We start from the raw sequence: 22397 nt of genomic DNA, 5'->3' as shown, positions 1-22397 counted from the left end.
CGGCATGCGCCGGGAAGAGACGAGATCCGCCCTCGGGGTGTTACGAACGCTTGAGATTCAGCAGGAGCTGGATCAGGCGGCCGGAACGATGTTGACGACCTTGCGGCCACGGTGCGTGCCGAACTCGACCGAACCGGCCTGCAGCGCGAACAGCGTGTCGTCGCCGCCACGGCCCACACCCGAACCCGGGTGGAAGTGGGTGCCGCGCTGGCGAACGAGGATCTCACCAGCGGAAACGACCTGACCGCCGAAGCGCTTCACGCCGAGCCGCTGAGCATTGGAATCGCGCCCGTTCCGGGTGGACGATGCGCCCTTCTTGTGTGCCATGTCTCAGTCCCTCTTACTTCGCAGCCGTGGGGATACCGGTGACCTTGATCGCCGTGTACTGCTGGCGGTGACCCTGGCGACGGCGGTAGCCGGTCTTGTTCTTGTAGCGCAGGATGTCGATCTTGGCGCCCTTGTGGTGGTCCACGATCTCGGCCTGAACCTTGATCCCGGCCAGCACCCACGGGTCGCTGGTCACGGCGTCGCCGTCGACAACGAGCAGGGTCGAGAGCTCGACCGTGTCGCCAACCTTGGCAGTGGAAATCTTGTCAACCTCAACGATGTCGCCGACAGCAACCTTGTGCTGGCGACCACCGCTGCGCACGATGGCGTACACGCGGATCTCTCTCTCACTCGGGACGGATGCTCCTGAAGCCAGCCGCTCACGCGGGCCGGGGCCCACGGTGATCCGGAATTGGACGAGCGGCCTCTCCCGTGGCCCGGCCGCTTGCGCGGACGGTGCGGGAGGAAGGTGCTCAGGAGCGCGACGCACGCTGAACGGGTAATCGTTCAAGACACGCCGACGGTCTAGGTTACGGGGCCGGTTCCAGGGGGTCAAACCGGGCCCCGCGCGCCCGTGGGCCCCGCCGCTCGGCGGGGCCCACGGGTGTCACGCGGATCAGGCTTCGGCGGGAGCCGAGACGGACGGCGGGGTCTGCTGCTCCGCCGCCGCGGTCTTCTTCGTCGCCCGCTTCGCCACGGTCTTCTTGGCCGTCGCCTTCTTCGCGACGGTCTTCTTGGCGGCCGCCGCCTTCTTGGCCGGGGCCTTCTTCGCCGTGGTGGTGGTCGCCTTCTTGGCCGGGGCCTTGCGGGCGGCCTTCTTCGCCGGAGCCGCGGGTTCGGCCGCCGCCTCCGGCTCGGCCTCGGCGGCCGGCTCGGCGGCCACGACGGGCTCGGGCTCGGCGGCCGGGGCCTCGACGACCACGATGGCCGCCTGCGCCGCCCCTGCCGGGGAACCGGCGGGCGCGGTGGCCTTGCGGGTGGCACGGCGGCGCGGACGTGCCGGAGCGGCCTCCACGACGGGCTCCGCGACCGGCTCCGCCACCTCGGCCGGAGCGGCCTCGGTCACGGCTTCGACGACCGGCTCGGGCTCGGCGGCCGGCTCGGGCGCGGCCTCGACGACCGGCTCGGGCGCGGTGGCCTTGCGGGTCGCACGGCGACGCGTACGGCCCTTCGGCGCGGCCTCGACCGGCTCCGCCGCCTCGACGGTCTCCACGGCCTCGACGACCTCGGCCGCCGCCACGGCTTCCACGGCCTCGGCGGCCGGCTGGAGCACCGTGTCGGCCGGCTCGGTGACCGGCTCGGCGACCGGCTCGGCCTCGGCGACCGGGGTCACCGGAGACTGCGCCGGAGCCGCGGCCCGGTCCGCGCCCCGCGGGGCGCCCGCCGGAGCGGTCGCCTTACGGGTGGCACGGCGACGGTTGCGACGCCCGCTCAGACCCGCCGCGGCCTCGGCCTCGGCCGGGCTGCCGTACAGCTCCTCGCCCGCGACGAACTCCGGCTCCGGCAGCGCACGCGGCGCGGCGACCTCGGCGGCCACCTCGGCCTCGGTCTCGGCCTCGAACACGTCGGACTCGACGGTCTCGATCACATCGAGCTCGTGCTCGTGGTCCAGGGCCCGGCCACCGCGGCGCTTGGAGCGCTTGCCGTTGCCACCGCCGCCGACCGCGGTCGGGGTCTCCATGTGCACGATGACACCGCGGCCGTTGCAGTGGACGCAGGTCTCGGAGAAGGACTCCAGCAGACCCTGGCCCACCCGCTTGCGGGTCATCTGCACCAGGCCCAGCGAGGTGACCTCGGCCACCTGGTGCTTGGTGCGGTCGCGGCCCAGGCATTCCAGCATGCGCCGCAGGACCAGGTCGCGGTTGGACTCCAGGACCATGTCGATGAAGTCGATGACGACGATGCCGCCCAGGTCGCGCAGCCGCAGCTGGCGCACGATCTCCTCGGCCGCCTCCAGGTTGTTCCGGGTGACGGTCTCTTCGAGGTTGCCGCCCTGACCCGTGAACTTGCCGGTGTTGACGTCGATGACGATCATCGCCTCGGTCTTGTCGATCACGAGGGAACCGCCCGAGGGCAGCCACACCTTGCGGTCGAGCGCCTTGGCGAGCTGCTCGTCGATCCGGTACGTCGCGAAGACGTCGACCTCGGAGGTCCAGCGCGACAGCCGGCCGGCCAGGTCCGGGGCCACGTGGTTCACGTAGCCGTGGATGGTCTCCCAGGCGGTGTCACCGCTGACGATGACCTTCGAGAAGTCCTCGTTGAAGATGTCGCGCACGACACGGACGGTCATGTCCGGCTCGCCGTACAGCAGGCTCGGCGAAGAGGTCGAGATCTGCTTCGACTTCTTCTGGATGTCCTCCCACTGGGCCTGCAGACGCTCGACGTCGCGGCGCAGCTCGTCCTCGCTCGCACCCTCGGCGGCGGTGCGCACGATGACGCCCGCGTCCTCGGGGACGATCTTCTTGAGGATGCTCTTCAGACGCGCGCGCTCGGTGTCGGGCAGCTTGCGGCTGATGCCGGTCATCGAGCCCTCGGGCACGTAGACCAGGTAGCGGCCGGGCAGCGAGACCTGGCTGGTCAGGCGGGCGCCCTTGTGGCCGATCGGGTCCTTGGTGACCTGCACCAGGACCGACTGGCCGGACTTGAGGGCGGACTCGATGCGGCGCGGGCCGTTGGCCATGCCGAGCGCCTCGAAGTTGACCTCACCGGCGTACAGGACCGCGTTGCGGCCCTTGCCGATGTCGATGAAGGCGGCCTCCATCGACGGCAGCACGTTCTGGACCTTGCCCAGGTAGACGTTGCCGACGTACGAGGTGGCCTCTTCCTTGTTGACGTAGTGCTCGACGAGCACGTTGTCCTCAAGGACGCCGATCTGGGTGCGCTCGCCGGACTGGCGGACGACCATCACGCGCTCGACGGCCTCACGGCGGGCCAGGAACTCGGCCTCGGTGATGATCGGGACGCGGCGACGGCCCTGCTCGCGGCCTTCGCGACGACGCTGCTTCTTGGCCTCCAGGCGGGTCGAGCCCTTGATGGACTGGACCTCGTCGGAAGAGGTGGACTCGCTGCGCTCGCGGGCCGGACGCGGCTCGCGGACCTTGACGACGGTACGGACACCGTCCTCGTCGCCCGCCTCGGTGTCGGCGGCGCCGTCACCACTGCGGCGGCGACGGCGGCGGCGCCGGCGGCTGGAGCTGGAACCGAGGGCCTCTTCGGACTCCTCTTCCTCTTCCTCCTCCTGCTCGGCGGCCTCCGCCTCGGCCTCGGCGTCCTCGTCGGCGGACTCGTCCAGGTCGGCGGACTCGCCGCGACGGCGGCGGCGGCCTCCGCGACGGCGGCGGCGCGAGGGGCGCTCCCCCGACTCGTCGGCCTCGTCCTCGTCGAGCTCGGCGGCCTCGGCCTCGGCCTCCTGCTCCTCGTCCACGGCCTCCACGTCGGCCAGCGACACGGGGGCGGACGGCGCGGCCGGGGCCACGGGCTCGGCGGCACCGCGACGGCGGCGACGGCGGCCGGCGGGCTGCGCGGCGGCCGGGGCCTGCACCTCGGCGACGGCCTCGGCCTCGGCCTCGGTCTCTTCCTCCTCCTCGGCCTCCTCCGCCCGCTGCGCGGCGGCAGCGGCCGCGGCGGCCATGGCGGCGGTCTCGGGGGTCTGGAACATCGGCTCGGCGAAGACCGGGGCCTGGAAGACGGCCACGGCGGGGCGGGCGGCGCGGCGGGCGCGGGGCTCCGCCGGGGCGGCGGGCGCCTCGGTCTCGGCGGCGGCCGGAGCAGCCGGAGCAGCCGGGGCGGAGGCGCGGGTGGCGCGGCGGCGGCCGCCGCGCTTGGGGGAGTCCACGGCGTCGGCGACGGTCACGGCGCGGGGGGCGGCCTTGGGGGCCTCCTCCACAGCGGCGGGCTCGACGGCCGGGGCGGCCTCGGCGGCGGGGGCGGCCGGGGCGGCGACGGCGCGCGTGGCACGGCGACGGGCACGCGGCGCCGGAGCGGCGGCCGGAGCCTCCTCCTCGACCGGAGCGGCGGGCGCGGCCTCGACGACGGGCTCGACGACCTCGACGGCGGCGGGCGCGGCCGGGGCCGCGACGGCGCGCGTGGCACGGCGACGGGCACGCGGCGCCGGAGCGGCGGCCGGAGCCTCCTCCGCCACGGGCGCGGTCGGAGCCTCCTCGACGACGGGCTCGGTGGCCTCGACGACAGCGGCCGGGGCCGCGACGGCGCGCGTGGCACGACGACGGGCACGCGGCGCCGGAGCGGCGGCCGGAGCCTCCTCCTCGACCGGAGCGACGGAAGCGGCGGGCGCGGCCTCGGCGGCGGGCGCCTCCGGGGCGGTGACGGCGCGGGTGGCACGACGACGGGCACGCGGCGCGGGAGCGGCCGGAGCCTCCTCCACCGCGGGCGCGGCGGGGGCCTCCACGACGACGGGCTCGGCGGCCGGGGCGGCGGCGGGCGTGGCCGGGGCGGCGACGGCGCGGGTGGCACGGCGACGGGCACGCGGCGCGGGGGCGGCGGCCGGAGCCTCCTCCACCACGGGCGCGGCCTCGGCGGCGGGAGCCTCCGGGGCGGCGGCGGCGCCGCCCGGCGGGCCGGCCGGCCGGGAGGCGGCGCGGCGACGCCTGCGCGGGGGCAGGTTGTCGCTCGGGCTGCCGTTGTCGGCGGCGGGGGTGTTCTCGTTTTCGGTGTTGAGCATGCGGGCGGTTCTCCCGTCACGCTCCCGGGCGCCGCGGCTGACGTCCGGTCCGGCACGGCTCCGCGCAGGAGCGCGGAGCCGGCCTCCGGGGCGCGTTCGCCACACGGGAGCTGTAGTCCATGGCCGCCGGTTCCGTACGTCTTGTCCGTACGGCCTGGCGGAAGTCTTCAGGTCAGTGCGCTGCCCGACCCAGGTGGCTCCCGAGTGCCAGGGCGGCGCGACGACGACGATCCCTACGCGGCGGGACCTTCCGGCGCCTTCGCGTCGGCGGGCACGGCGGCCGTGGGTGGGGCGGCCGTGACAGCCTCGCGGTCGGGCGCGAGCGGGTCGGTCACCGTGCCGGACTCCTCGTCGAAGAGCCCCTGCGCCAGCCTGGTCACCGCAGCGGGGACCGGCGGCGCCAGGTCGGCCACAGCTCGGAGACCGGACAGGACGTCGTCGGGTCGCACGGCAGGTGTCAAATGCCGAACAACCAGCCGCAGTATCGCACAGGCATTGTCCAGCGGCCTATCAGCCTGGAGGGGAAGAGCTTCCAGGCTGACGACCGCGCCGCGGGTGTCGAAGGTGCGCACGCCGTTCTTGGTGCGGCGCTGCACCTCCACGGTCTCGGCGGTGAGGAACGTCTCCACCGCCCGCTCGGCGTCGGCGGGGTCCACGCCCTCCAGGCGCAGCTCCCACACGGAGGCGGTCAGCCGGTCCGCGAGCCCGGAGGTGCGGGCTTCGACGGCGTCGATGATGTCGAGCCCGACCGGCATCGACTCGTCGAGGAGCTCACGGAGCTTCTCGGGGTCGCGGGGCGCGGCGAGCCCGATCTCCAGGTACTCGGCCTCGCTGCCGGTGCCGGTGGGCGCGGCGTTCGCGTACGAGACCCGGGGGTGCGGGGTGAAGCCGGCCGAGTACGCCATGGGTACCTCGGCGCGGCGCAGGGCGCGCTCGAAGGCGCGCTGGAAGTCTCGGTGGCTGGTGAACCGGAGGCGGCCACGCTTGGTGTAGCGCAGTCGGATGCGCTGCACCACCGGTGCGGGAGGCGGGCCTTCGGGCTGTCGCTTGCCCAGTGGTTCTTCTCCTTGTGCGGGGCGTCGCGGCTCGCGCGTCGCCCTGAGTGTCCGTGGGGCCGGGCGGTCACGCCCCGCCTCCGGCTCACCCCTGCCGTTCGTGCAGGGAGATCTCGGGAGCGGGCGCGCTGCCTACGGCTGTCGTACTACCCAGAGTACGCGCCCGTGACCTCACCGGTTCCCGGGGCGGGGCCCCGAACAGCGCGCGCCGCACCTCGGCACGGGCTTCGCGCACGGCGGCGCGGGCGGTGCGCCAGATCTCGCGGACGACGTGCCCGACGGGGGTGGCGACCTGCCGGTAGGCCCAGGCGCAGGGCCGCGCGACGCATCCGCGCCACAGCCGCACCAGTCCGCGCCCGAGAGCCCGGCTGGTCCGGCCGGCGAGGTGCCACGCGCCGACGAGCAGCCGGCCGAGGGGGGCGAGCAGGTACGCGTACGCTCCCCGGCCCAGCGGTGCCAGGAGGTACCGGTACGCGGCGCCCGCAACCGGCACGACGACGTACCGCCACAGCCGGGCCCACGGCCACACGAACAGCGCCCGGAGCAGCCACACCAGCGCGACCCCGGTGGCGTGCGCCAGCCATGCGCTCGCCCGCCCGACGGGCACGAGCGCGTACCGCCACAGCCAGGCCCACGGCCACACGAACAGCGCCATCCCCAGCGCCCATCCGACCAGGGCGACCCCCCTGGCCAGTGGCGCGAGCAGCCGCCGGCCCACCGTGCGCAGGGCCCGGCCGAGCCCGTCCCCGAGCGGCCGCAGCAGGTGCGTCAGCAGCGCGGCGCCGACGGGAGTCAGCACGTGGCGCCACAGCGTCATCCAGGGCCACACGAACAGCGCCCACGCGACGAGGGCGAGGCCCCGGCCCAGCGGCCGGAGCAGGTACGCGGCCACCGCGCTCCCCAGCCGGGCCAGCCCCCGCCCGACGGGGCTCAGCGCGTACCGCCACAGGCCCGTCCACGGCCAGACGAAGACCAGCTTCAGCAGGGTCGCCGCGACCCGGCCGAGCCCGCGCAGCACCGGCCGCACCACGGCGTCGCGGAAGCGGCGCAGCCCCCGTCCGGCCGGGCCGAGGACGTGCCGGTTCAACAGCCGGGCGACGGCGACGATCAGGTCCCAGACCACCCTCACGGGCAGCACCACCAGGACGGCCACGATCTTGACCGGGACCCGCAGGACCCCCACCAGACACCCGTCGCCGGCGTTCGCGGGCCGGGGCTTCTCCATTTCCATGCCGCTAAGGACACCAGACGGGCCGGACCCGTTGCGCCGCGCGCACATGCGTGTGCCCCCGCCGTTGACGGCGGGGGCACACGGACGCGGCCTCAGGCCGGGGTCACTTCACGACCGTCAGCGGCAGCAGCTTCTGCCCCGTCGGACCGATCTGGATGTGGGTGTCGAGCTGCGGGCAGACGCCGCAGTCGAAGCACGGGGTCCAGCGGCAGTCCTCGACCTCGGTCTCGTCGAGTGCGTCCTGCCAGTCCTCCCAGAGCCAGTCCTTGTCGAGGCCGGAGTCCAGGTGGTCCCAGGGCAGGACCTCCTCGTAGGTGCGCTCACGGGTGGTGTACCAGGCGACGTCGACGCCGTAGGAGGGCAGCGTCTTCTCGGCGGCCTGCATCCAGCGGTCGTACGAGAAGTGCTCGCGCCAGCCGTCGAAGCGGCCACCGGACTCGTACACGGCGCGGATGACGTCGCCGACGCGGCGGTCGCCGCGCGAGAGGAGGCCCTCGACGATGCCGGGCTTGCCGTCGTGGTAGCGGAAGCCGATCGAGCGGCCGTACTTCTTGTCGCCGCGGATCTTGTCGCGGAGCTTGCCGAGACGGGCGTCCGTCTCCTCCGCCGACAGCTGCGGCGCCCACTGGAAGGGGGTGTGCGGCTTCGGCACGAACCCGCCGATCGAGACCGTGCAGCGGATGTCGTTCTGGCCGGAGACCTCGCGGCCCTTGGCGATCACGTTGACCGCCATGTCACCGATCTGGAGGACGTCCTCGTCGGTCTCGGTGGGCAGGCCGCACATGAAGTACAGCTTCACCTGGCGCCAGCCGTTGCCGTAGGCGGTGGAGACCGTACGGATCAGGTCCTCTTCCGAGACCATCTTGTTGATGACCTTGCGCATGCGCTCGGAGCCGCCCTCGGGGGCGAAGGTCAGGCCGGAGCGGCGACCGTTGCGGGTCAGCTCGTTGGCCAGGTCCACGTTGAAGGCGTCGACGCGGGTCGACGGCAGGGACAGGCCCACCTTGTCGTCCGTGTAGCGGTCCGCGAGGCCCTTGGCGATGTCGGCGATCTCGGTGTGGTCCGCGGAGGACAGCGACAGCAGGCCGACCTCCTCGAAGCCCGTGGCCTTGAGACCCTTCTCCACCATTTCGCCGATGCCGGTGATGCTTCGCTCCCGCACGGGGCGCGTGATCATGCCGGCCTGGCAGAAACGGCAGCCGCGGGTGCAGCCGCGGAAGATCTCCACGGACATGCGCTCGTGGACGGTCTCGGCGAGCGGGACCAGGGGCTGCTTGGGGTAGGGCCACTCGTCGAGGTCCATGACGGTGTGCTTGGACACGCGCCACGGCACGCCGGAGCGGTTCGGCACGACACGGCCGATGCGGCCGTCCTCCAGGTACTCCACGTCGTAGAAGCCCGGCACGTAGACGTTGCCGGTCTTCGCGAGGCGCAGCAGCACTTCCTCGCGTCCGCCCGGACGGCCTTCGGCCTTCCAGGTGCGGATGATCTCGGTCATGTCGAGGACGGCCTGCTCGCCGTCGCCGATGACGGCGCAGTCGATGAACTCCGCGATCGGCTCGGGGTTGAAGGCCGCGTGGCCGCCCGCGAGCACGATGGGGTGGTCGACCGTACGGTTCCTCGACTCCAGCGGGATGCCCGCCAGGTCGAGGGCCGTGAGCATGTTGGTGTAGCCCAGCTCCGTGGAGAAGGACAGGCCGAACACGTCGAAGGCGCCGACCGGGCGGTGGCTGTCGACGGTGAACTGCGGCACCTTGTGCTCGCGCATCAGCTCTTCGAGGTCGGGCCAGACCGAGTACGTGCGCTCGGCGAGGACGCCCTCGCGTTCGTTCAGCACCTCGTAGAGGATCATGACGCCCTGGTTGGGCAGCCCCACCTCGTACGCGTCCGGGTACATGAGCGCCCAGCGGACGTCGCACGACTCCCAGGGCTTCACCGTGGAATTGAGCTCACCACCGACGTACTGGATGGGCTTCTGCACATGCGGGAGCAGAGCTTCGAGCTGTGGGAAGACCGACTCGGACATCACGCGACTTTCGTGAAGCGGGCAGGGGGCGACTCTCAAGCGTACCCCGAGGGCCGGACCGCCCCCGCCCACGTGATCACGTGAGGGCGGCCCGCAGCGCGGGGTCGGCGGCCTCGGCCCAGACGGCCGGGAGCTCGCGCTCGCAGCGCGCGGTCACGGCTTCCTCGCGGCCGTACAGGACGCCCCAGGTGAAGGAGGGCTCGCCGGCGCCGGACGCCTGGAGGGCCAGCCGGTGCAGGGCCTCGCGGGCGACGACGCCGTCGCGGTGCTCGCCGAGCAGGGTCTGCACGCTCTTGGCGGCCTTGGCCAGGCGCCGGGCCGGTTTGCCGAGGGCGGGGGCGGCGGCCTCGGCCGCGTAGCGGGCGCGCTTGGCCGCCTTGCGGGCCTCGTGCAGGGCGGTGTCGCGTTCCTCACCCGGCTCCAGCTCCAGCGCGGCGCCGACCCGGCGGGCGAGGCGGTCCCAGTCGCGGAGCACGGCCTTCGGCAGGACGCGCGCCGCCGGGCGGCCGGCGCGGGCGCGCAGGGGCGGGTCGGCCAGCAGGGCGTCGAGGGCGTCGAGGAGTGCCAGGTGGCGCGGGCTGTCGAGGGCCGCGACGGCGCGGCGGCGGGTGGCGGAGCGGCGGGCGGCGTTCCAGGTGCGCAGCCGGGACCGGACCGGGCCGTGGACCAGGGTGCGCGGGAGTTCCCCGAGGCGGGTGCGCAGCCGTTCCAGCAGGACCTCGCGGTCGCGGTCGGCGCCGAGCTCGGCGCCGAGGTGGCGCAGTTCCTCGCGGAGCGGGTCGGTGGCGGTGCGGTCGACGATCCGGCGGTAGGTGGCGAGCGCGCTGCGCAGCCGGCGGGTGGCGACGCGCATCTGGTGGACGGAGTCGGGCAGGTCCAGGCGGACGGCGGGGTCGAGGGCGATCAGGGCATCGCGCTGTTCGCGCAGGTACGCCAGCAGGTGCGCGCCCGCCGTGCCCTCGGGGGGTCCATCGGCGGCAGCGGCGGGGGCCGGGGCGGCGCCGGTCTCGGCGAGGGCGCGGGCGAGCTTCGAGGGGGCGTCGCTGACCCGGAGTCCGGCCTTGCGGAAGCGCTTCTCGACGGCGTCGAGGAGGGCGGGGTCCACGCCGTCGGCGAGTTCCACCTCGACCTCGGTCCAGGTGGCGACGGCGGTGCCCCGCTCGGCGCGCACGGTGTCGGTGCTCAGCTCGGCGAGGAAGTCGCCCCGGGCGTCGAGGAGGTGGCTCACGGCGCGTTCGGAGCCCAGCCTGACCTGTGGTTCGAGCCCGGAGTCGCGGACGCGGGAGCGGACGAGGGCGGTGAGGGCGCGGGGCGGGGTGTCGGCGAGGGGGGCGCGGATCTCGTCGCGGACTCCGGGGGCGACGGGCAGTTTCAGGTGCCAGCCGGCGTCCTGGCCGCCGGTGCGGCGCCGCAGGGTGAGCCCGGCGGCGGCGAGGCGCCGGTCGGCGGTGTCGTAGTAGACGGCGTCGAGGCGGACGGTGCCCCCGTCGCGGACCGCGGTGATCCCGGCGGTGCCGGTCAGGTCGGGGAGGCGCCCGCGGCGTCCGGTGCCGGCTTCGCCGCCCTCCGCGCCGTCGCCGTGCGTGAACTCGAATTTCCGCTCGATCTCGCGCTTGGTTTCCGCCATGAACCGAATCTAATGCGGAACGGGGTGCGGTGGGAGGCCGCCGCCCGCTCCGGCGGAAAGCGGCCCCCTCACGGCGTGATCAGGCCGACATGGGGCGTTGGACCCGGATGGACTGGAGCAGTCCGATCGCCACCCAGACGGCGAACATCGATGATCCTCCGTAGGAGACGAAGGGCAGCGGGAGCCCGGCCACGGGCATGATGCCGAGGGTCATCCCGATGTTCTCGAAGGCCTGGAAGGCGAACCAGGCGATGATCCCGGCGCACACGACGGTGCCGTAGAGCTCGGTGGTCTCGCGGGCGATGACGCAGGCCCGCCAGAGCACGACGCCGAGGAGGACCAGGATCAGTCCGGCGCCGAGGAATCCGAGCTCCTCCCCCGCCACGGTGAAGACGAAGTCGGTCTGCTGCTCCGGGACGAACTGGCCGGTGGTCTGCGAGCCCTTGAAGAGCCCGGAGCCGGTCAGGCCGCCGGAGCCGATCGCGATGCGGGCCTGGTTGGTGTTGTAGCCGACGCCGGCGGGGTCGAGCTCGGGGTTGGCGAAGGCCGCGAAGCGGTTGATCTGGTACTCGTCGAGGACGCCGAGCTGCCAGATCAGGACGGCCCCGGCGGCGCCGGAGGCGAGCAGGCCGACCACCCAGCGGTTGGAGGCGCCGGAGGCGAGCAGCACGCCGAGCACGATGACGACCATGACCATGACGGAGCCGAGGTCGGGCATCAGCATGACGATGCCCATGGGGGCGGCGGCCAGGCACAGCGCCTTCATCACGGTGCGGTGGTCGGGGTGGGCGAGGTCTCCCGCGTCCACCCGCGCGGCGAGCAGCATGGCCATGCCGAGGATGATCGTGATCTTCACGAACTCGGAGGGCTGGAGCGAGAAGCCGCCGCCGATCACGATCCACGCGTGGGCGCCGTTGATGGTGGCGCCGAGCGGGGTGAGCACGGCGATGATCAGGACCAGGGAGAGCCCGTACAGGAGGGGCACGACCCCGCGCAGGGTGCGGTGCCCGAGGGCGATGGTGCCGATCATCAGGACCAGGCCGATGCCGGTGTTCATGGCGTGGCGCAGGAGGAAGTAGTACGGGTCCCCCTGGTTCAGGGTGGTGCGGTTGCGGGTCGCGGACCACACCAGCAGGGAGCCGAGGGCGGACAGCGCGAGCGCGGACAGCAGGATCGGCCAGTCGAGCCGGCGCAGGACGGAGTCCCGCGCGGTCAGCCTGGCCACGCGTCCGCGCTGGGGTGCGTAGCGGGAGACGGAGAACTTGTTGGCGGTCTGCATCGGGCCTCAGTCCTGCCGGTGGGCGGGCGGGGCCGGCGGTCCGGCGAGCGCGGGCGGGGCGGAGTCCTCCGGGGACGGCGGCACGTACGGCCGCACCTCGGGGGCGTCGATGGATCCGTCGGGCTGCACCTTGGGCAGCTCGGCCTCGGGCTTGAGCAGCAGGGCCTTCTTGGGGTCCTGCTTGCCGGCCATGTCGAGGCCGTAGAGGGCGTTGTAGACGTTGCGGACGGCGGGACCGGAGGCACCGGAGCCGGTGCCGCCCTGGGAGATCGTCATCACGATCGTGTAGTCCTCGGTGTACGTGGCGAACCAGGAGGTCGTCTGCTTGCCGTAGACCTCGGCGGTGCCGGTCTTGGCGTGCATCGGGATCTCCTTCTGCGGCCAGCCGCCGAAGCGCCAGGCGGCGGTGCCGCGGGTGGCGACGCCCTCCAGCGCTTCTCCTATCTTCGACCGGGTCTCCTCGGTCATGGGCAGCTTGCCGTGGGCCTTCGGCTTGATCTCCTCGACCTTCTTGCCGTCGGCGCTGATGACCGCCTTGCCGATGGTCGGGTTCCACAGGGTGCCGCCGTTGGAGATGGCGGCGTAGATGGTGGCCATCTGGATCGGCGTGACGAGCGTGTCGCCCTGCCCGATGGAGTAGTTGACGGCGTCACCGGCGCGCATGAGGTTGCCTTCGAGGCAGTTCTCGTAGGAGAGCAGCTCGACGTAGGTGCCGCCCTTCTTGCCGGTCTTGCACCACTGGTCCTTGTTGGCCTCCCAGAACTTCTGCTTCCACTCGCGGTCGGGGACCCGGCCCTTCTCCTCGCCCGGCAGGTCCACGCCGGTCTCGGCGCCGAGACCGAACTGGTGGGCGGTCTTGTAGAAGATCTGCGCCGGGTTCTTCACCGGGTGCAGCCCGCCGTCCTTCAGCCACTGCTGGTGGCCGAGGGCGTAGAAGACGGTGTCGCAGGAGACCTCCAGCGCCCGCCCGAGGGTGATGCTGCCGTGGCCCTGGGACTCGAAGTTCTTGAAGACCTGGCCGCCGATGGAGTACGAGCTGGGGCAGGGGTAGTCGCCGTCGAACTTGTACCCGGCGTTGACCGCGGCCGCGGTCGGGATGACCTTGAAGATGGAGCCCGGGGCCGCCTGGCCCTGGATCGCCCGGTTCATCAGCGGGACGTTGGACTCCTTGGCGGTGAGCTTGGCGTAGTCCTTGCCGGAGATGCCGCCGACCCACACGTTGGGGTCGTACGTCGGGTTGGAGGCCATCGCCACGACCCGGCCGGTCTTGGACTCCAGGACGACGATGGCGCCGGCGTCGGCCTTGTAGGGGACGCCGGTGTTGCGGTCGATCTGCTTGCGCGCCTCGACCATGGCCGCGTTGAGCTCGTACTCGGCGACCCCCTGGACGCGGGCGTCGATGCTGGTGACCAGGTTGGCGCCGGGGACGGCGGGGTCGTTGGCGGCCTGGCCGATGACCCGGCCGAGGTTGTCCACCTCGTAGCGGGTGACGCCTGACTTGCCGCGCAGCGCCCTGTCGTAGGTGCGCTCCAGGCCGAAGCGGCCGACCTGGTCCGAGCGCAGGAACGGCGAGTTGGTGTTCTTCGCCTTGACGATCTCGTCGTCGGTGACCGGGGAGAGGTAGCCGAGGACCTGGCCGGTGTTGGCGCCGCCGGGGGCCGGGTAGCGGCGTACGGCGGTGGGTTCGGCGGTGATGCCGGGGAAGTCCTCGGGGCGTTCGCGGATCTGGAGGGCCTGCTGGGTGGTGGCCTCCAGGGTCACCGGGATGGGCTGGTAGGGGGAACCGTTCCAGCAGGGCTGCGGGGTCTTGGAGTCGCAGAGGCGGACCTTGTCCATGACGTCCTGCGGCTTCATGTCGAGCACCCCGGCGAGGCGGGTCAGGACGCCCTTGCCCTTGTCCTTTATCTTCATCAGCTCGGTGCGGCTGGCGGAGACGACCAGACGGGTCTCGTTGTCGGCCAGCGGCACGCCGCGCGCGTCCAGGATGGAGCCGCGGACGGCCGGCTGGACCACCTGCTGGACGTGGTTGTTCTTGGCCTCGTCGGAGTACTCCTGGCCGTTGCGGATCTGGAGGTACCAGAGCCGGCCGCCCAGCGTGAGCAGCAGGGAGAAGACGAGCACCTGCAGGATGACGAGCCGGATCTGCACCCGGTGGGTGCGTCCGGTCTCCGGAATGTTGGTCACGACTGCTCCCCCGTCACAGCTTCTTGACGCTCTTCACGCCCTTGACACCCTTTATGCGGCCGGCCCGGTTGGCGCGGCCGCGCGCGGTCTTCAGCCGCAGGCCGCCGCGCTGACTGCCGATGCGCAGCCCCGTGCCGCCGGCCAGCCAGCCGGAGGCGACGTCCTTGCCCTGCGGCGGGCCGCCGTTGGCCTCGACGGCCATCGGGTCGTTCTCGGCACGGCGGGCGAGCGCCATGAGGAACGGCACTGTGAAGGGCGCGAGCAGCAGGTCGTACAGGGTGGCGGTGAACAGCAGGCCGACGAGGCCGACGTGCCGGGCGGCGGTGTCGCCGACGAGGGCGCCGACGCCCGCGTAGAGCAGGGTGGAGGACATCGCGGCGGCGACGACGGTGAGCATCGGGCCCCAGGCGGAGCGGAACCGCCCGGTGTCGGGGCGGACGAGGCCCACGAGGTAGCCGATGAGGCACAGGACGAGGGCGTAGCGGCCGGCGGCGTGGTCGGCCGGCGGGGCCAGGTCGGCGAGCAGGCCGGCGCCGAAGCCGATGAGGGCTCCGCCGACGGGCCCGTAGACCAGGGCGAGGGCGACCACGGTCAGCAGGACGAGGTCGGGGACGGCCCCGGGCAGCTGGAGCCGCCCGAGAACGCTGACCTGGATGACGAGGGCCACGGCGACGAGCGTGCCCGAGAGCAGGATCCGGTTGAAGCGCATGGTGATCGGCTCCTACTCGTCGGCCGGCTTGACGGACGCGCCGGCGGACGGGGTGACCGTGACCGTGACCGTCGGGGTGGGCTTGGGGGCCTCGGGCTTGGGGGGCAGGACGGCGTCGCGGGGGTCCTCGCGCGGGGGCATGACGACCACGCCGACGATGTCCAGGCGGGAGAAGCCGACGAACGGCCTCACCCACACGGTGCGGGTCAGGTCCCCGCGGGAGGGGTCGGCCTTGACGACCTCTCCGATGGGGACGCCGGGTACGAAGGGCTTGTTGCCCCGGGAGCCGAAGGTGACGAGCCGGTCGCCCGGGTTCACCTTGGCCTTGCCGTTGAGCATCTGGACGGAGAGGGCGCGGTCGCCCTGACCGGTGGCGAAGCCGAGCTCTCCGGTCTTCTCCAGTCGGGTGCCGACGGTGAAGTCGGGGTCGTTGGCGAGCACCACGGTGGCGGTGTCGGGGCCGACGGTGGCGACGCGGCCGACGAGTCCGTCCCCGTTCAGGACGGTCATGTCGCGCTCGATGCCGTCCTTGCTGCCCGCGTCGATGGTGACGGTCCAGGAGAAGCCCTGGGCCGCTCCTATGGCGATGACTTCGGCGCCCTTGATGCCGTACTGTCCGGCGCCGGCCCGCTTGAGCATCTCGTCGAGCTCGTGGATGCGGCTGCGGGTCTGGTCGTCGCTGCCCAGTTTGGCCTTGAGCGCGGTGTTCTCGCGCTCAAGCGTCGCGATGCGGCTGTGGCGCTCGCCGGAGTCGCGTACGGCCCCTATGGCGTTGGCGACCGGATCCACCGCGGTCGCCATACCCTTTTCGACGGGTCCGAAGACCGCTGCGGCGGCCTGCCGGGCCCCGTCGACCGGCGACTCCTCTCCCGCCCTGATGTCCACCGTGATCAAAGCGAACGCGATGGCGATCAGCAGCACCAGGAGCAGCCGGCTCTCTCGTGTGTCCCTCACGTGCGGAGGCCGTGCCTTCCTCGTAGAAACCCATGCGGCGGAGCCGCTCCGGTGGAGCCGGGGCACGCACCGGACTGTGCCTGTATATCAACGATCCGCCGCACCGGCGCGGTAGCACCCGTACGGCGGATCCTTGTGTTCCGCATGCCCCGTTCGCGGGGATTCGATCACCGCCGGGGCTGGGCGTCCAGAACCTGCTGGAGGGCCTCGAACTCCTCGACGCACTTGCCGGAGCCCAGGGCCACGGAGTCGAGCGGGTCCTCGGCGATGTGGATCGGCATGCCCGTCTCGCGGCGCAGGCGCTCGTCGAGCCCGCGCAGCAGGGCGCCTCCGCCGGTGAGGACGATGCCGCGGTCCATGATGTCGCCGGAGAGCTCCGGCGGACACTTGTCGAGGGTGGTCTTGACGGCGTCGACGATGGCGTTGACGGGCTCCTCGATGGCCTTGCGGACCTCGGCGGCCGAGATGACCACGGTCTTCGGCAGGCCGGAGACGAGGTCGCGGCCGCGGATCTCGGTGTGCTCGTCCTTGTCGAGGTCGTACGCCGACCCGATGGTGATCTTGATCTGCTCGGCGGTGCGCTCGCCGAGGAGGAGCGAGTACTCCTTCTTGATGTGCTGGATGATCGCGTTGTCCAGCTCGTCGCCGGCCACCCGGATGGACTGAGCGGTGACGATTCCGCCGAGGGAGATGACGGCGACCTCGGTGGTGCCGCCGCCGATGTCCACGACCATGTTGCCAGTGGCCTCGTGGACGGGCAGGCCCGAGCCGATGGCGGCGGCCATGGGCTCTTCGATGATGTGCACCTGGCGGGCGCCGGCCTGCGTGGACGCCTCGATGACGGCGCGTCGTTCCACTCCGGTGATGCCGGAGGGCACGCAGACCACCACGCGCGGACGGGCCAGGTACCGGCGCTTGTGGATCTTGAGGATGAAGTACCGGAGCATCCGCTCGGTGATCTCGAAGTCGGCGATCACGCCGTCCTTGAGGGGCCGTACGGCGACGATGTTGCCGGGCGTCCGGCCGATCATCTTCTTCGCCTCGGAGCCGACCGCCAGGATGCCACCGGTGTTCGTGTTGATGGCGACCACGGACGGCTCGTTCAGGACGATTCCCCGGCCCCTCACGTACACCAGCGTGTTGGCGGTCCCGAGGTCGATCGCCATGTCACGGCCGATGAACGACATGTTGTTCCCCTTGTTCCCCATGAGGAGCGTCTGGCCTTCCAGTTGATAGCGGCTGCTGTCAGGGTCGGCGAGGTGGGTGTGTGGGTGGAGGCCCCATCGTAGTGCCGCAAGCGCGGAGTCCGCGCGACGGGACTCCGGCAATCCCGCCGGAACGGATACCCGCCCCCTTAGTGGTGACGTCGTGTCCTGTCCAGGCGTTCCCGGTTGCCACCCGCAATACCGAAGGGCGACCGAAATTACTTCGGTCGCCCCAGGTCATGAGCGCTATTTGGCTGATGTCTCGTCAGGAAAGAGTGCCCCGGAAGGACCCCCGCGCCCCTCAGAGGGAGGGGAAGAAGAGCTTCAGCTCGCGCTCCGCGGACTCCTCGGAATCCGAGGCGTGGACCAGGTTCTCCCGGGTGACGGTGCCGAAGTCGCCCCGGATGGAACCGGGCGCCGCGGCGATCGGGTCGGTGGGTCCGGCCAGCTGGCGGACACCCTCGATCACGCGTTCCCCTTCGACGACCAGGGCGACGACCGGACCGCTGGACATGAAGCCCATGAGCGGCTCGTAGAACGGCTTGCCCTTGTGCTCGCCGTAGTGGGTCTCCAGGGTCGCCTCGTCCAGCGTGCGCAGCTCCAGCGCGGGAATGGTCCAGCCGGCCTTCCGCTCGATGCGGCCGATGATCTCGCCGATCAGGCCGCGCCTGACGGCATCCGGCTTGAGCAGGACGAGGGTGCGCTGGGTCATGTGAGAACTCCTTGCGGCATACGGGTGCGGTAGGGCGAATCTACAGGGCCGTTACGGGGACCCGTCACGCAGCGTCAGGAGCAGCGCTCTCGGCCTGCGCGGCCCAGCGCGCCTTGATCGCGTCGATCCGCCGGCCGTAGTGCACCGAGCACCACCACAGACCCGCGAAGACCGCGCCCAGGAAGAACATGGTGGGCACCACGAAACCGCTCGCGATCAGCCCGATCTGCAGCGCCCAGCCCAGCTGGACGGCACCGGGACGCGACAGCATCCCGCACAGCAGCACCGACAGCAGCATGGTCACGCCGCAGACCGTCCACACCTGGGCCTGCGTCAGGTCCGGGTTCTTCATGGCCACCAGGCCCGCGAAGCCGACGATGAAGAATTCACCGATCAGCGTGCTCGCGCAGAGCGTGCGCATCGATCCCTCAGCCCCTCTTGAACAGCAGGCGGGCCTCGCCCACCGTGATCACGGAACCGGTCACCAGGACCCCGGCCCCACCGTATTCGGCCTCTTCCTCCGCCAGGGTGACGGCCGCCTCCAGGGCGTCGTCCAGCCGCGGCTCCACCTGCACCCGGTCCGCTCCGAAGACCTCGACCGCGATGGCCGCCAGTTCGTCCGCGCCCATCGCCCGGTGGCTGGTGTTCTCGGTGACGACGACCTCCGCGAAGATCGGCTCGAAGGCCTCGAAGACGCCCTTGACGTCCTTGCCCTCGCTCGCCGCCACCACGCCGATTAGCCGGCTGAAGCCGAAGGCCTCGGTGACCGCCTCCGCGGTCACCTGCGCGCCCGCCGGGTTGTGCGCGGCGTCCAGGATCACCGTGGGGCTGCGGCGCACGACCTCCATGCGACCCGGCGAGGTCACCGAGGCGAAGGCACGGCGCACCGTGTCGGCGTCCAGCTCCCGCGCGTGCTCCCCGCCGACCCCGAAGAAGGCCTCGACGGCGGCCAGCGCCACCGCCGCGTTGTGCGCCATGTGGGCGCCGTACAGCGGCAGGAAGATGCCGTCGTACTCACCGCCCACCCCGCGCAGGGTCAGCATCTGGCCGCCGACCGCCACCTCGCGGGAGACGACACCGAACTCCATGCCCTCGCGGGCCACGGTCGCGTCGACCTCGACGGACTTCTTCAGCAGCACCTGCGCGGCGTCCACCGGCTGCTGGGCCAGGATCACGGTGGCGCCCTGCTTGATGACGCCGCCCTTCTCCTGGGCGATCTCGCCGGGCGTGGAGCCGAGCCGGTCCGTGTGGTCGAGGCTGATCGGGGTGATCACGGCGACCGAGCCGTCGATCACGTTGGTGGCGTCCCAGCTGCCGCCCATCCCGACCTCGACGACGGCCACGTCCACGGGGGCGTCCGCGAAGGCCGCGTACGCCATGCCCGTGAGCACCTCGAAGAAGGACAGCCGGTACTCCTCGGCCGCGTCGACCATCTCCACGTACGGCTTGATGTCGTAGTACGTCTCGACGAAGCGCTCGGCGTCGATCGGCGCCCCGTCCAGGCTGATCCGCTCCGTGATCGACTGCACGTGCGGGCTCGTGTAGCGGCCGGTGCGCAGGTCGAAGGCGTTCAGCAGGGCCTCGATCATCCGGGCCGTGCTGGTCTTGCCGTTCGTGCCGGTCACGTGGATCGACGGGTACGCGCGCTGCGGCTCGCCCAGGACGTCCATCAGCGCGGCGATCCGGCTGACCGACGGTTCGAGCTTGGTCTCGCCCCAGCGCGTGGCGAGCTCCTGCTCCACCTCCAGGAGCGCCTTCGCCACCTCCGGGTCCTCGGGGCGGGAGGGCACCGGGTCACCCGTGGGCGGCCCGGCCTGGGCGCGCAGGGTGCGGCTGCCGGCCTCGATCACCGCCAGGTCGGGGTCGCGGTCGGACTCTTCCGCCACTATCTGGTCGAACTCGTCGAAGGAGTCGTCGAGGTGGTCGACGCCGTCACGGTCGTGGCTCTCGGGCTGCTGCTCACTCACGCACCCAGTCTACGGACGAGGGCCCCCGGGACTTTCGGCCCGGCCGTTTCAGGACCTTCGGCTACGAAAGCGACCGGATCGTTATGCAAGCCTTGCGGACAGGAGATTGGGGAACAAATGCCGCAGGCCAGCGCCAACAAGACAGCTTCCAGCCGCGACATAGGGATGGACCTGGGGACCGCCAACACCCTCGTGTACGCGCGCGGGCACGGAATCGTCCTCAATGAGCCGTCCGTGGTCGCGGTCAAGGCGGGCACGACCACGGCCCTCGCCGTCGGCGCCGAGGCCAAGGAGACCATCGGCCGCACCCCGGGCTCCATCACCGCGATCCGCCCCCTCAAGGACGGGGTGATCTGCGACTACGAGGTCGCCGAGGAGATGATCCGGCACTTCGTCCGCAAGGCCGTCCCCGGCCGACGCCCCCGCACCCGGATGGTCATCTGCGTCCCGTCCGGGGTGACCCCGGTCGAGCGGCGGGCCATCATCCACGCCTCCACCCGGGCCGGCGCCAGGAAGGTCCACCTGATCGAGGAACCGATGGCGGCCGCGATCGGCGCCGGACTGCCCGTCGCCGAGGCGCGCGGCTCCATGGTCGTGGACATCGGCGGCGGCACCTCCGAGGTGGCCGTCATCTCGCTCGGCGGCATCGTCACCTCCCGGTCCCTGCGCGTCGGCGGGGACCGGCTGGACACGGCGATCATCGACTACGTCCGCAAGGAGCACGCGCTGCTCATCGGCGAGCGCACCGCCGAGGACATCAAGATCGGCATCGGCTCGGCCTGGCCCGTCCCGGACCGGCCCGAGCTGGAGACCCGCACCTTCACCGTGCGCGGCCGCGAGAAGGTCGGCGGCATGCCCAAGACCCTGGAACTGGACGCCGCGGACGTCCGCTCCGCCCTCGACGAGCCGGTCGAGGCGATCATCGCCGCCGTCCGCGGCACCCTGGAGGAGTGTCCGCCCGAGCTCTCGGGCGACGTGATGCAGCACGGCATCGTCCTCACCGGCGGCGGCGCCCTCCTGCCCGGCCTCGACCTGCGCATCGCCTCCGCCACGGGCATCCCGGTCTTCGTCGCGGACGCCCCGCTGGACTGCGTGGCCCTCGGCTCGGGCAAGTGCGTCGAGGAGCTGGACACCCTCGGCAGCCTGTTCACCTAGGTCCTGCCGTCGAAGTGGCGCCGGTACGGCCCGCGGCCGGGCGCCACTTCGACGACGAGAGACGGCCTAGCCGCGCGGGAGCGTCGCCACGACCTCGTACGCGTCCTCGCCGCGGGTCGCCGTCAGGGTTCCGCCCAGGCTGCGGACGCGCTCGGACATGCTCGCCGTGCCCGAACCCGCCGAGACCGGGGCCCTGCCCGGGGTGCGGGCCGGGAGGCCGTTGCTGACCGCGATCCGCAGCTGCGGCCCGTCCACCCGGATCACCACCTCGATGGTCTCGCCGTGCGCGTGCTTGGCCGCGTTCGTCAGGCACTCCTGCACCACCCGGTAGACCGCCGCCTGCCGCAGCGGCGACAGCGCGTGCGCGTCCGGGTCCATGGCCAGACGCACCGGTGAACCGGCCCGGCCGCTCTCCCGCGCCAGCTCCTCCAGCCCGTCCACACCGGGCGTCGCGGCCCGCTCCCCGCGCTGCACGATGATCTCGTTCAGCACCAGGTGGGCCCGCCGCGCCGTGTCCGCCAGCTCCTCGAAGTCCTTCGCGTACGAGGTCTCGCGCGCCCGCATCGACAGCACCTCGGAGCGCACCGTGAGCAGGGTCAGCTCCCGGCCGACGAAGTCGTGGACGTCCCGGGCCACGGAGGTGCGCTCCTGCTGGACGGCGCCCTGCACCGCCGCCTCCGCCCGGCGGGCCTGGAGCTCGTTCACCAGGTCGTGCCGGTACGCGGCGATGCCCACGGCCGAGGCGAGGACCCCGATCGGCACCACCAGGCTGAGGAAGGCGCTGAGGGTCTCCGCCCTCGGCTCGGGCCAGCCCGGAAGGCTGAACACCCCGAGCGCGAAGGCGACGTAGCCGAGGGTGGCCAGCACCCCGGCCCGCCGTCCCCGGTAGCGGCCGACGGAGTACAGCGCGAACTGGATCAGCGTCAGCTCGTGCAGCCAGCCGATGAACAGCAGTGCGGTGACGTACGAGGCCCAGGGCAGCCGGCGCCGCACCAGCAGCGTCGCGCAGCCCGCGGTGAGCACGACGGCCGCCTGCGGCCCGCTGAGGGAGTTGTCGGCGGAGGCCAGGCCCGGCAGGTCCAGCGCCATCAGGGCCAGACACCCCAGGGCCGTCAGGACGTCCTGCGCCCGTGGTGAGGCGGCCCAGCCCTCGGTGAGCCGGCGGCAGGAGGCCGCGACCCGGTGGAACGCCGAGGCGGCGGGCTTGACGTGCATGCCCCCATCATCCGTGGTCCGCGTCCCGGATCGGATCCACGAGACGGACATATGAAGTGATATACGGCAC

The 22397-nt window shown here is 72.3% G+C and carries 17 protein-coding genes; 1 reads left to right on the top strand and 16 read right to left on the bottom strand.

From position 1 onward, the window contains the following. Positions 1-72 precede the first annotated feature (72 nt). The 15 genes from rpmA to OG295_RS22865 all read right to left on the bottom strand — a co-directional run bounded on the left by rpmA (position 73) and on the right by OG295_RS22865 (position 19957). Complete coding sequence (gene rpmA / locus OG295_RS22935; protein ID WP_030013081.1) at positions 73-327, bottom strand: 50S ribosomal protein L27; 255 nt, start codon at positions 325-327, stop codon at positions 73-75. 13 nt (positions 328-340) lie between these two features. Continuing rightward, on the bottom strand, positions 341-661 hold the full coding sequence (gene rplU / locus OG295_RS22930) for a 50S ribosomal protein L21 (RefSeq protein WP_030159347.1): 321 nt from the start codon (positions 659-661) through the stop codon (positions 341-343). 282 nt (positions 662-943) lie between these two features. Further along, positions 944-5008, bottom strand: coding sequence for an Rne/Rng family ribonuclease (locus tag OG295_RS22925; RefSeq protein WP_371678562.1), 4065 nt, complete (start codon positions 5006-5008; stop codon positions 944-946). A gap of 233 nt (positions 5009-5241) precedes the next feature. Next, positions 5242-6021 (bottom strand): TIGR03936 family radical SAM-associated protein, encoded by a 780-nt coding sequence (locus tag OG295_RS22920; RefSeq protein ID WP_371678561.1) that lies wholly within the window; start codon positions 6019-6021, stop codon positions 5242-5244. 127 nt (positions 6022-6148) lie between these two features. Then, on the bottom strand, positions 6149-7294 hold the full coding sequence (locus tag OG295_RS22915) for a hypothetical protein (RefSeq protein ID WP_371678560.1): 1146 nt from the start codon (positions 7292-7294) through the stop codon (positions 6149-6151). A gap of 103 nt (positions 7295-7397) precedes the next feature. Then, entirely contained in the window at positions 7398-9323 is a 1926-nt protein-coding gene (locus tag OG295_RS22910; protein WP_371678559.1) for a TIGR03960 family B12-binding radical SAM protein, read from the bottom strand. Between the two features lie 73 nt (positions 9324-9396). Beyond that, the gene (locus OG295_RS22905; protein WP_371678558.1) at positions 9397-10947 is read right to left on the bottom strand and encodes a CHAD domain-containing protein; all 1551 of its coding nucleotides are present in this window, start codon (positions 10945-10947) and stop codon (positions 9397-9399) included. Positions 10948-11026: 79 nt separating this feature from the next. Then, a complete protein-coding gene (gene rodA / locus OG295_RS22900) occupies positions 11027-12226 on the bottom strand; it encodes a rod shape-determining protein RodA (protein WP_371678557.1) in 1200 nt (399 codons plus the stop codon). 6 nt (positions 12227-12232) lie between these two features. Next, entirely contained in the window at positions 12233-14410 is a 2178-nt protein-coding gene (gene mrdA / locus OG295_RS22895) for a penicillin-binding protein 2 (protein ID WP_371678556.1), read from the bottom strand. A gap of 13 nt (positions 14411-14423) precedes the next feature. Beyond that, entirely contained in the window at positions 14424-15119 is a 696-nt protein-coding gene (gene mreD, locus OG295_RS22890) for a rod shape-determining protein MreD (protein ID WP_030229648.1), read from the bottom strand. A 12-nt stretch (positions 15120-15131) separates the two neighbouring features. Beyond that, positions 15132-16073, bottom strand: coding sequence for a rod shape-determining protein MreC (mreC, locus tag OG295_RS22885; protein ID WP_371678555.1), 942 nt, complete (start codon positions 16071-16073; stop codon positions 15132-15134). A 167-nt stretch (positions 16074-16240) separates the two neighbouring features. Beyond that, on the bottom strand, positions 16241-17260 hold the full coding sequence (locus OG295_RS22880; RefSeq protein ID WP_008738981.1) for a rod shape-determining protein: 1020 nt from the start codon (positions 17258-17260) through the stop codon (positions 16241-16243). Positions 17261-17579: 319 nt separating this feature from the next. Then, positions 17580-17990, bottom strand: coding sequence for a nucleoside-diphosphate kinase (gene ndk / locus OG295_RS22875; RefSeq protein WP_266839005.1), 411 nt, complete (start codon positions 17988-17990; stop codon positions 17580-17582). Between the two features lie 64 nt (positions 17991-18054). After that, on the bottom strand, positions 18055-18411 hold the full coding sequence (locus OG295_RS22870; RefSeq protein ID WP_266839007.1) for a DUF4233 domain-containing protein: 357 nt from the start codon (positions 18409-18411) through the stop codon (positions 18055-18057). 7 nt (positions 18412-18418) lie between these two features. After that, positions 18419-19957 carry a folylpolyglutamate synthase/dihydrofolate synthase family protein gene (locus OG295_RS22865; protein ID WP_371678554.1) on the bottom strand — a complete coding sequence of 513 codons (1539 nt, stop codon included), beginning with the start codon at positions 19955-19957 and terminating at the stop codon, positions 18419-18421. 117 nt (positions 19958-20074) lie between these two features. On the opposite strand from OG295_RS22865, the gene OG295_RS22860 reads away from it, so the two are divergent. Next, positions 20075-21112, top strand: a complete 1038-nt coding sequence (locus OG295_RS22860) for a rod shape-determining protein (RefSeq protein WP_371678553.1) — start codon at positions 20075-20077, stop codon at positions 21110-21112. 66 nt (positions 21113-21178) lie between these two features. Here the strand turns inward: OG295_RS22860 and OG295_RS22855 are convergent, their stop codons facing one another. Then, a complete protein-coding gene (locus OG295_RS22855) occupies positions 21179-22327 on the bottom strand; it encodes a sensor histidine kinase (protein ID WP_371678552.1) in 1149 nt (382 codons plus the stop codon). Positions 22328-22397: the final 70 nt, after the last annotated feature.

Origin of the sequence: Streptomyces sp. NBC_01276 (assembly GCF_041435355.1) — a bacterium.
Lineage (GTDB): Bacteria > Actinomycetota > Actinomycetes > Streptomycetales > Streptomycetaceae > Streptomyces.
The sequence above is the reverse complement of the archived record's forward strand: the minus strand, read 5'-3'. Positions and strand labels throughout refer to the sequence as shown.

Excerpts from the sequence above, each read along its gene's own strand:
- mreD (WP_030229648.1), bottom strand. The coding sequence starts at position 15,119 with ATGCGCTTCAACCGGATCCTGCTCTCGGGCACGCTCGTCGCCGTGGCC.
- OG295_RS22925 (WP_371678562.1), bottom strand. The coding sequence starts at position 5,008 with ATGCTCAACACCGAAAACGAGAACACCCCCGCCGCCGACAACGGCAGC.
- rodA (WP_371678557.1), bottom strand. The coding sequence starts at position 12,226 with ATGCAGACCGCCAACAAGTTCTCCGTCTCCCGCTACGCACCCCAGCGC.
- rpmA (WP_030013081.1), bottom strand. The coding sequence starts at position 327 with ATGGCACACAAGAAGGGCGCATCGTCCACCCGGAACGGGCGCGATTCC.
- OG295_RS22870 (WP_266839007.1), bottom strand. The coding sequence starts at position 18,411 with ATGCGCACGCTCTGCGCGAGCACGCTGATCGGTGAATTCTTCATCGTC.
- OG295_RS22915 (WP_371678560.1), bottom strand. The coding sequence starts at position 7,294 with ATGGAAATGGAGAAGCCCCGGCCCGCGAACGCCGGCGACGGGTGTCTG.
- ndk (WP_266839005.1), bottom strand. The coding sequence starts at position 17,990 with ATGACCCAGCGCACCCTCGTCCTGCTCAAGCCGGATGCCGTCAGGCGC.
- OG295_RS22860 (WP_371678553.1), top strand. The coding sequence starts at position 20,075 with ATGCCGCAGGCCAGCGCCAACAAGACAGCTTCCAGCCGCGACATAGGG.
- OG295_RS22880 (WP_008738981.1), bottom strand. The coding sequence starts at position 17,260 with ATGTCGTTCATCGGCCGTGACATGGCGATCGACCTCGGGACCGCCAAC.
- OG295_RS22855 (WP_371678552.1), bottom strand. The coding sequence starts at position 22,327 with ATGCACGTCAAGCCCGCCGCCTCGGCGTTCCACCGGGTCGCGGCCTCC.
- OG295_RS22905 (WP_371678558.1), bottom strand. The coding sequence starts at position 10,947 with ATGGCGGAAACCAAGCGCGAGATCGAGCGGAAATTCGAGTTCACGCAC.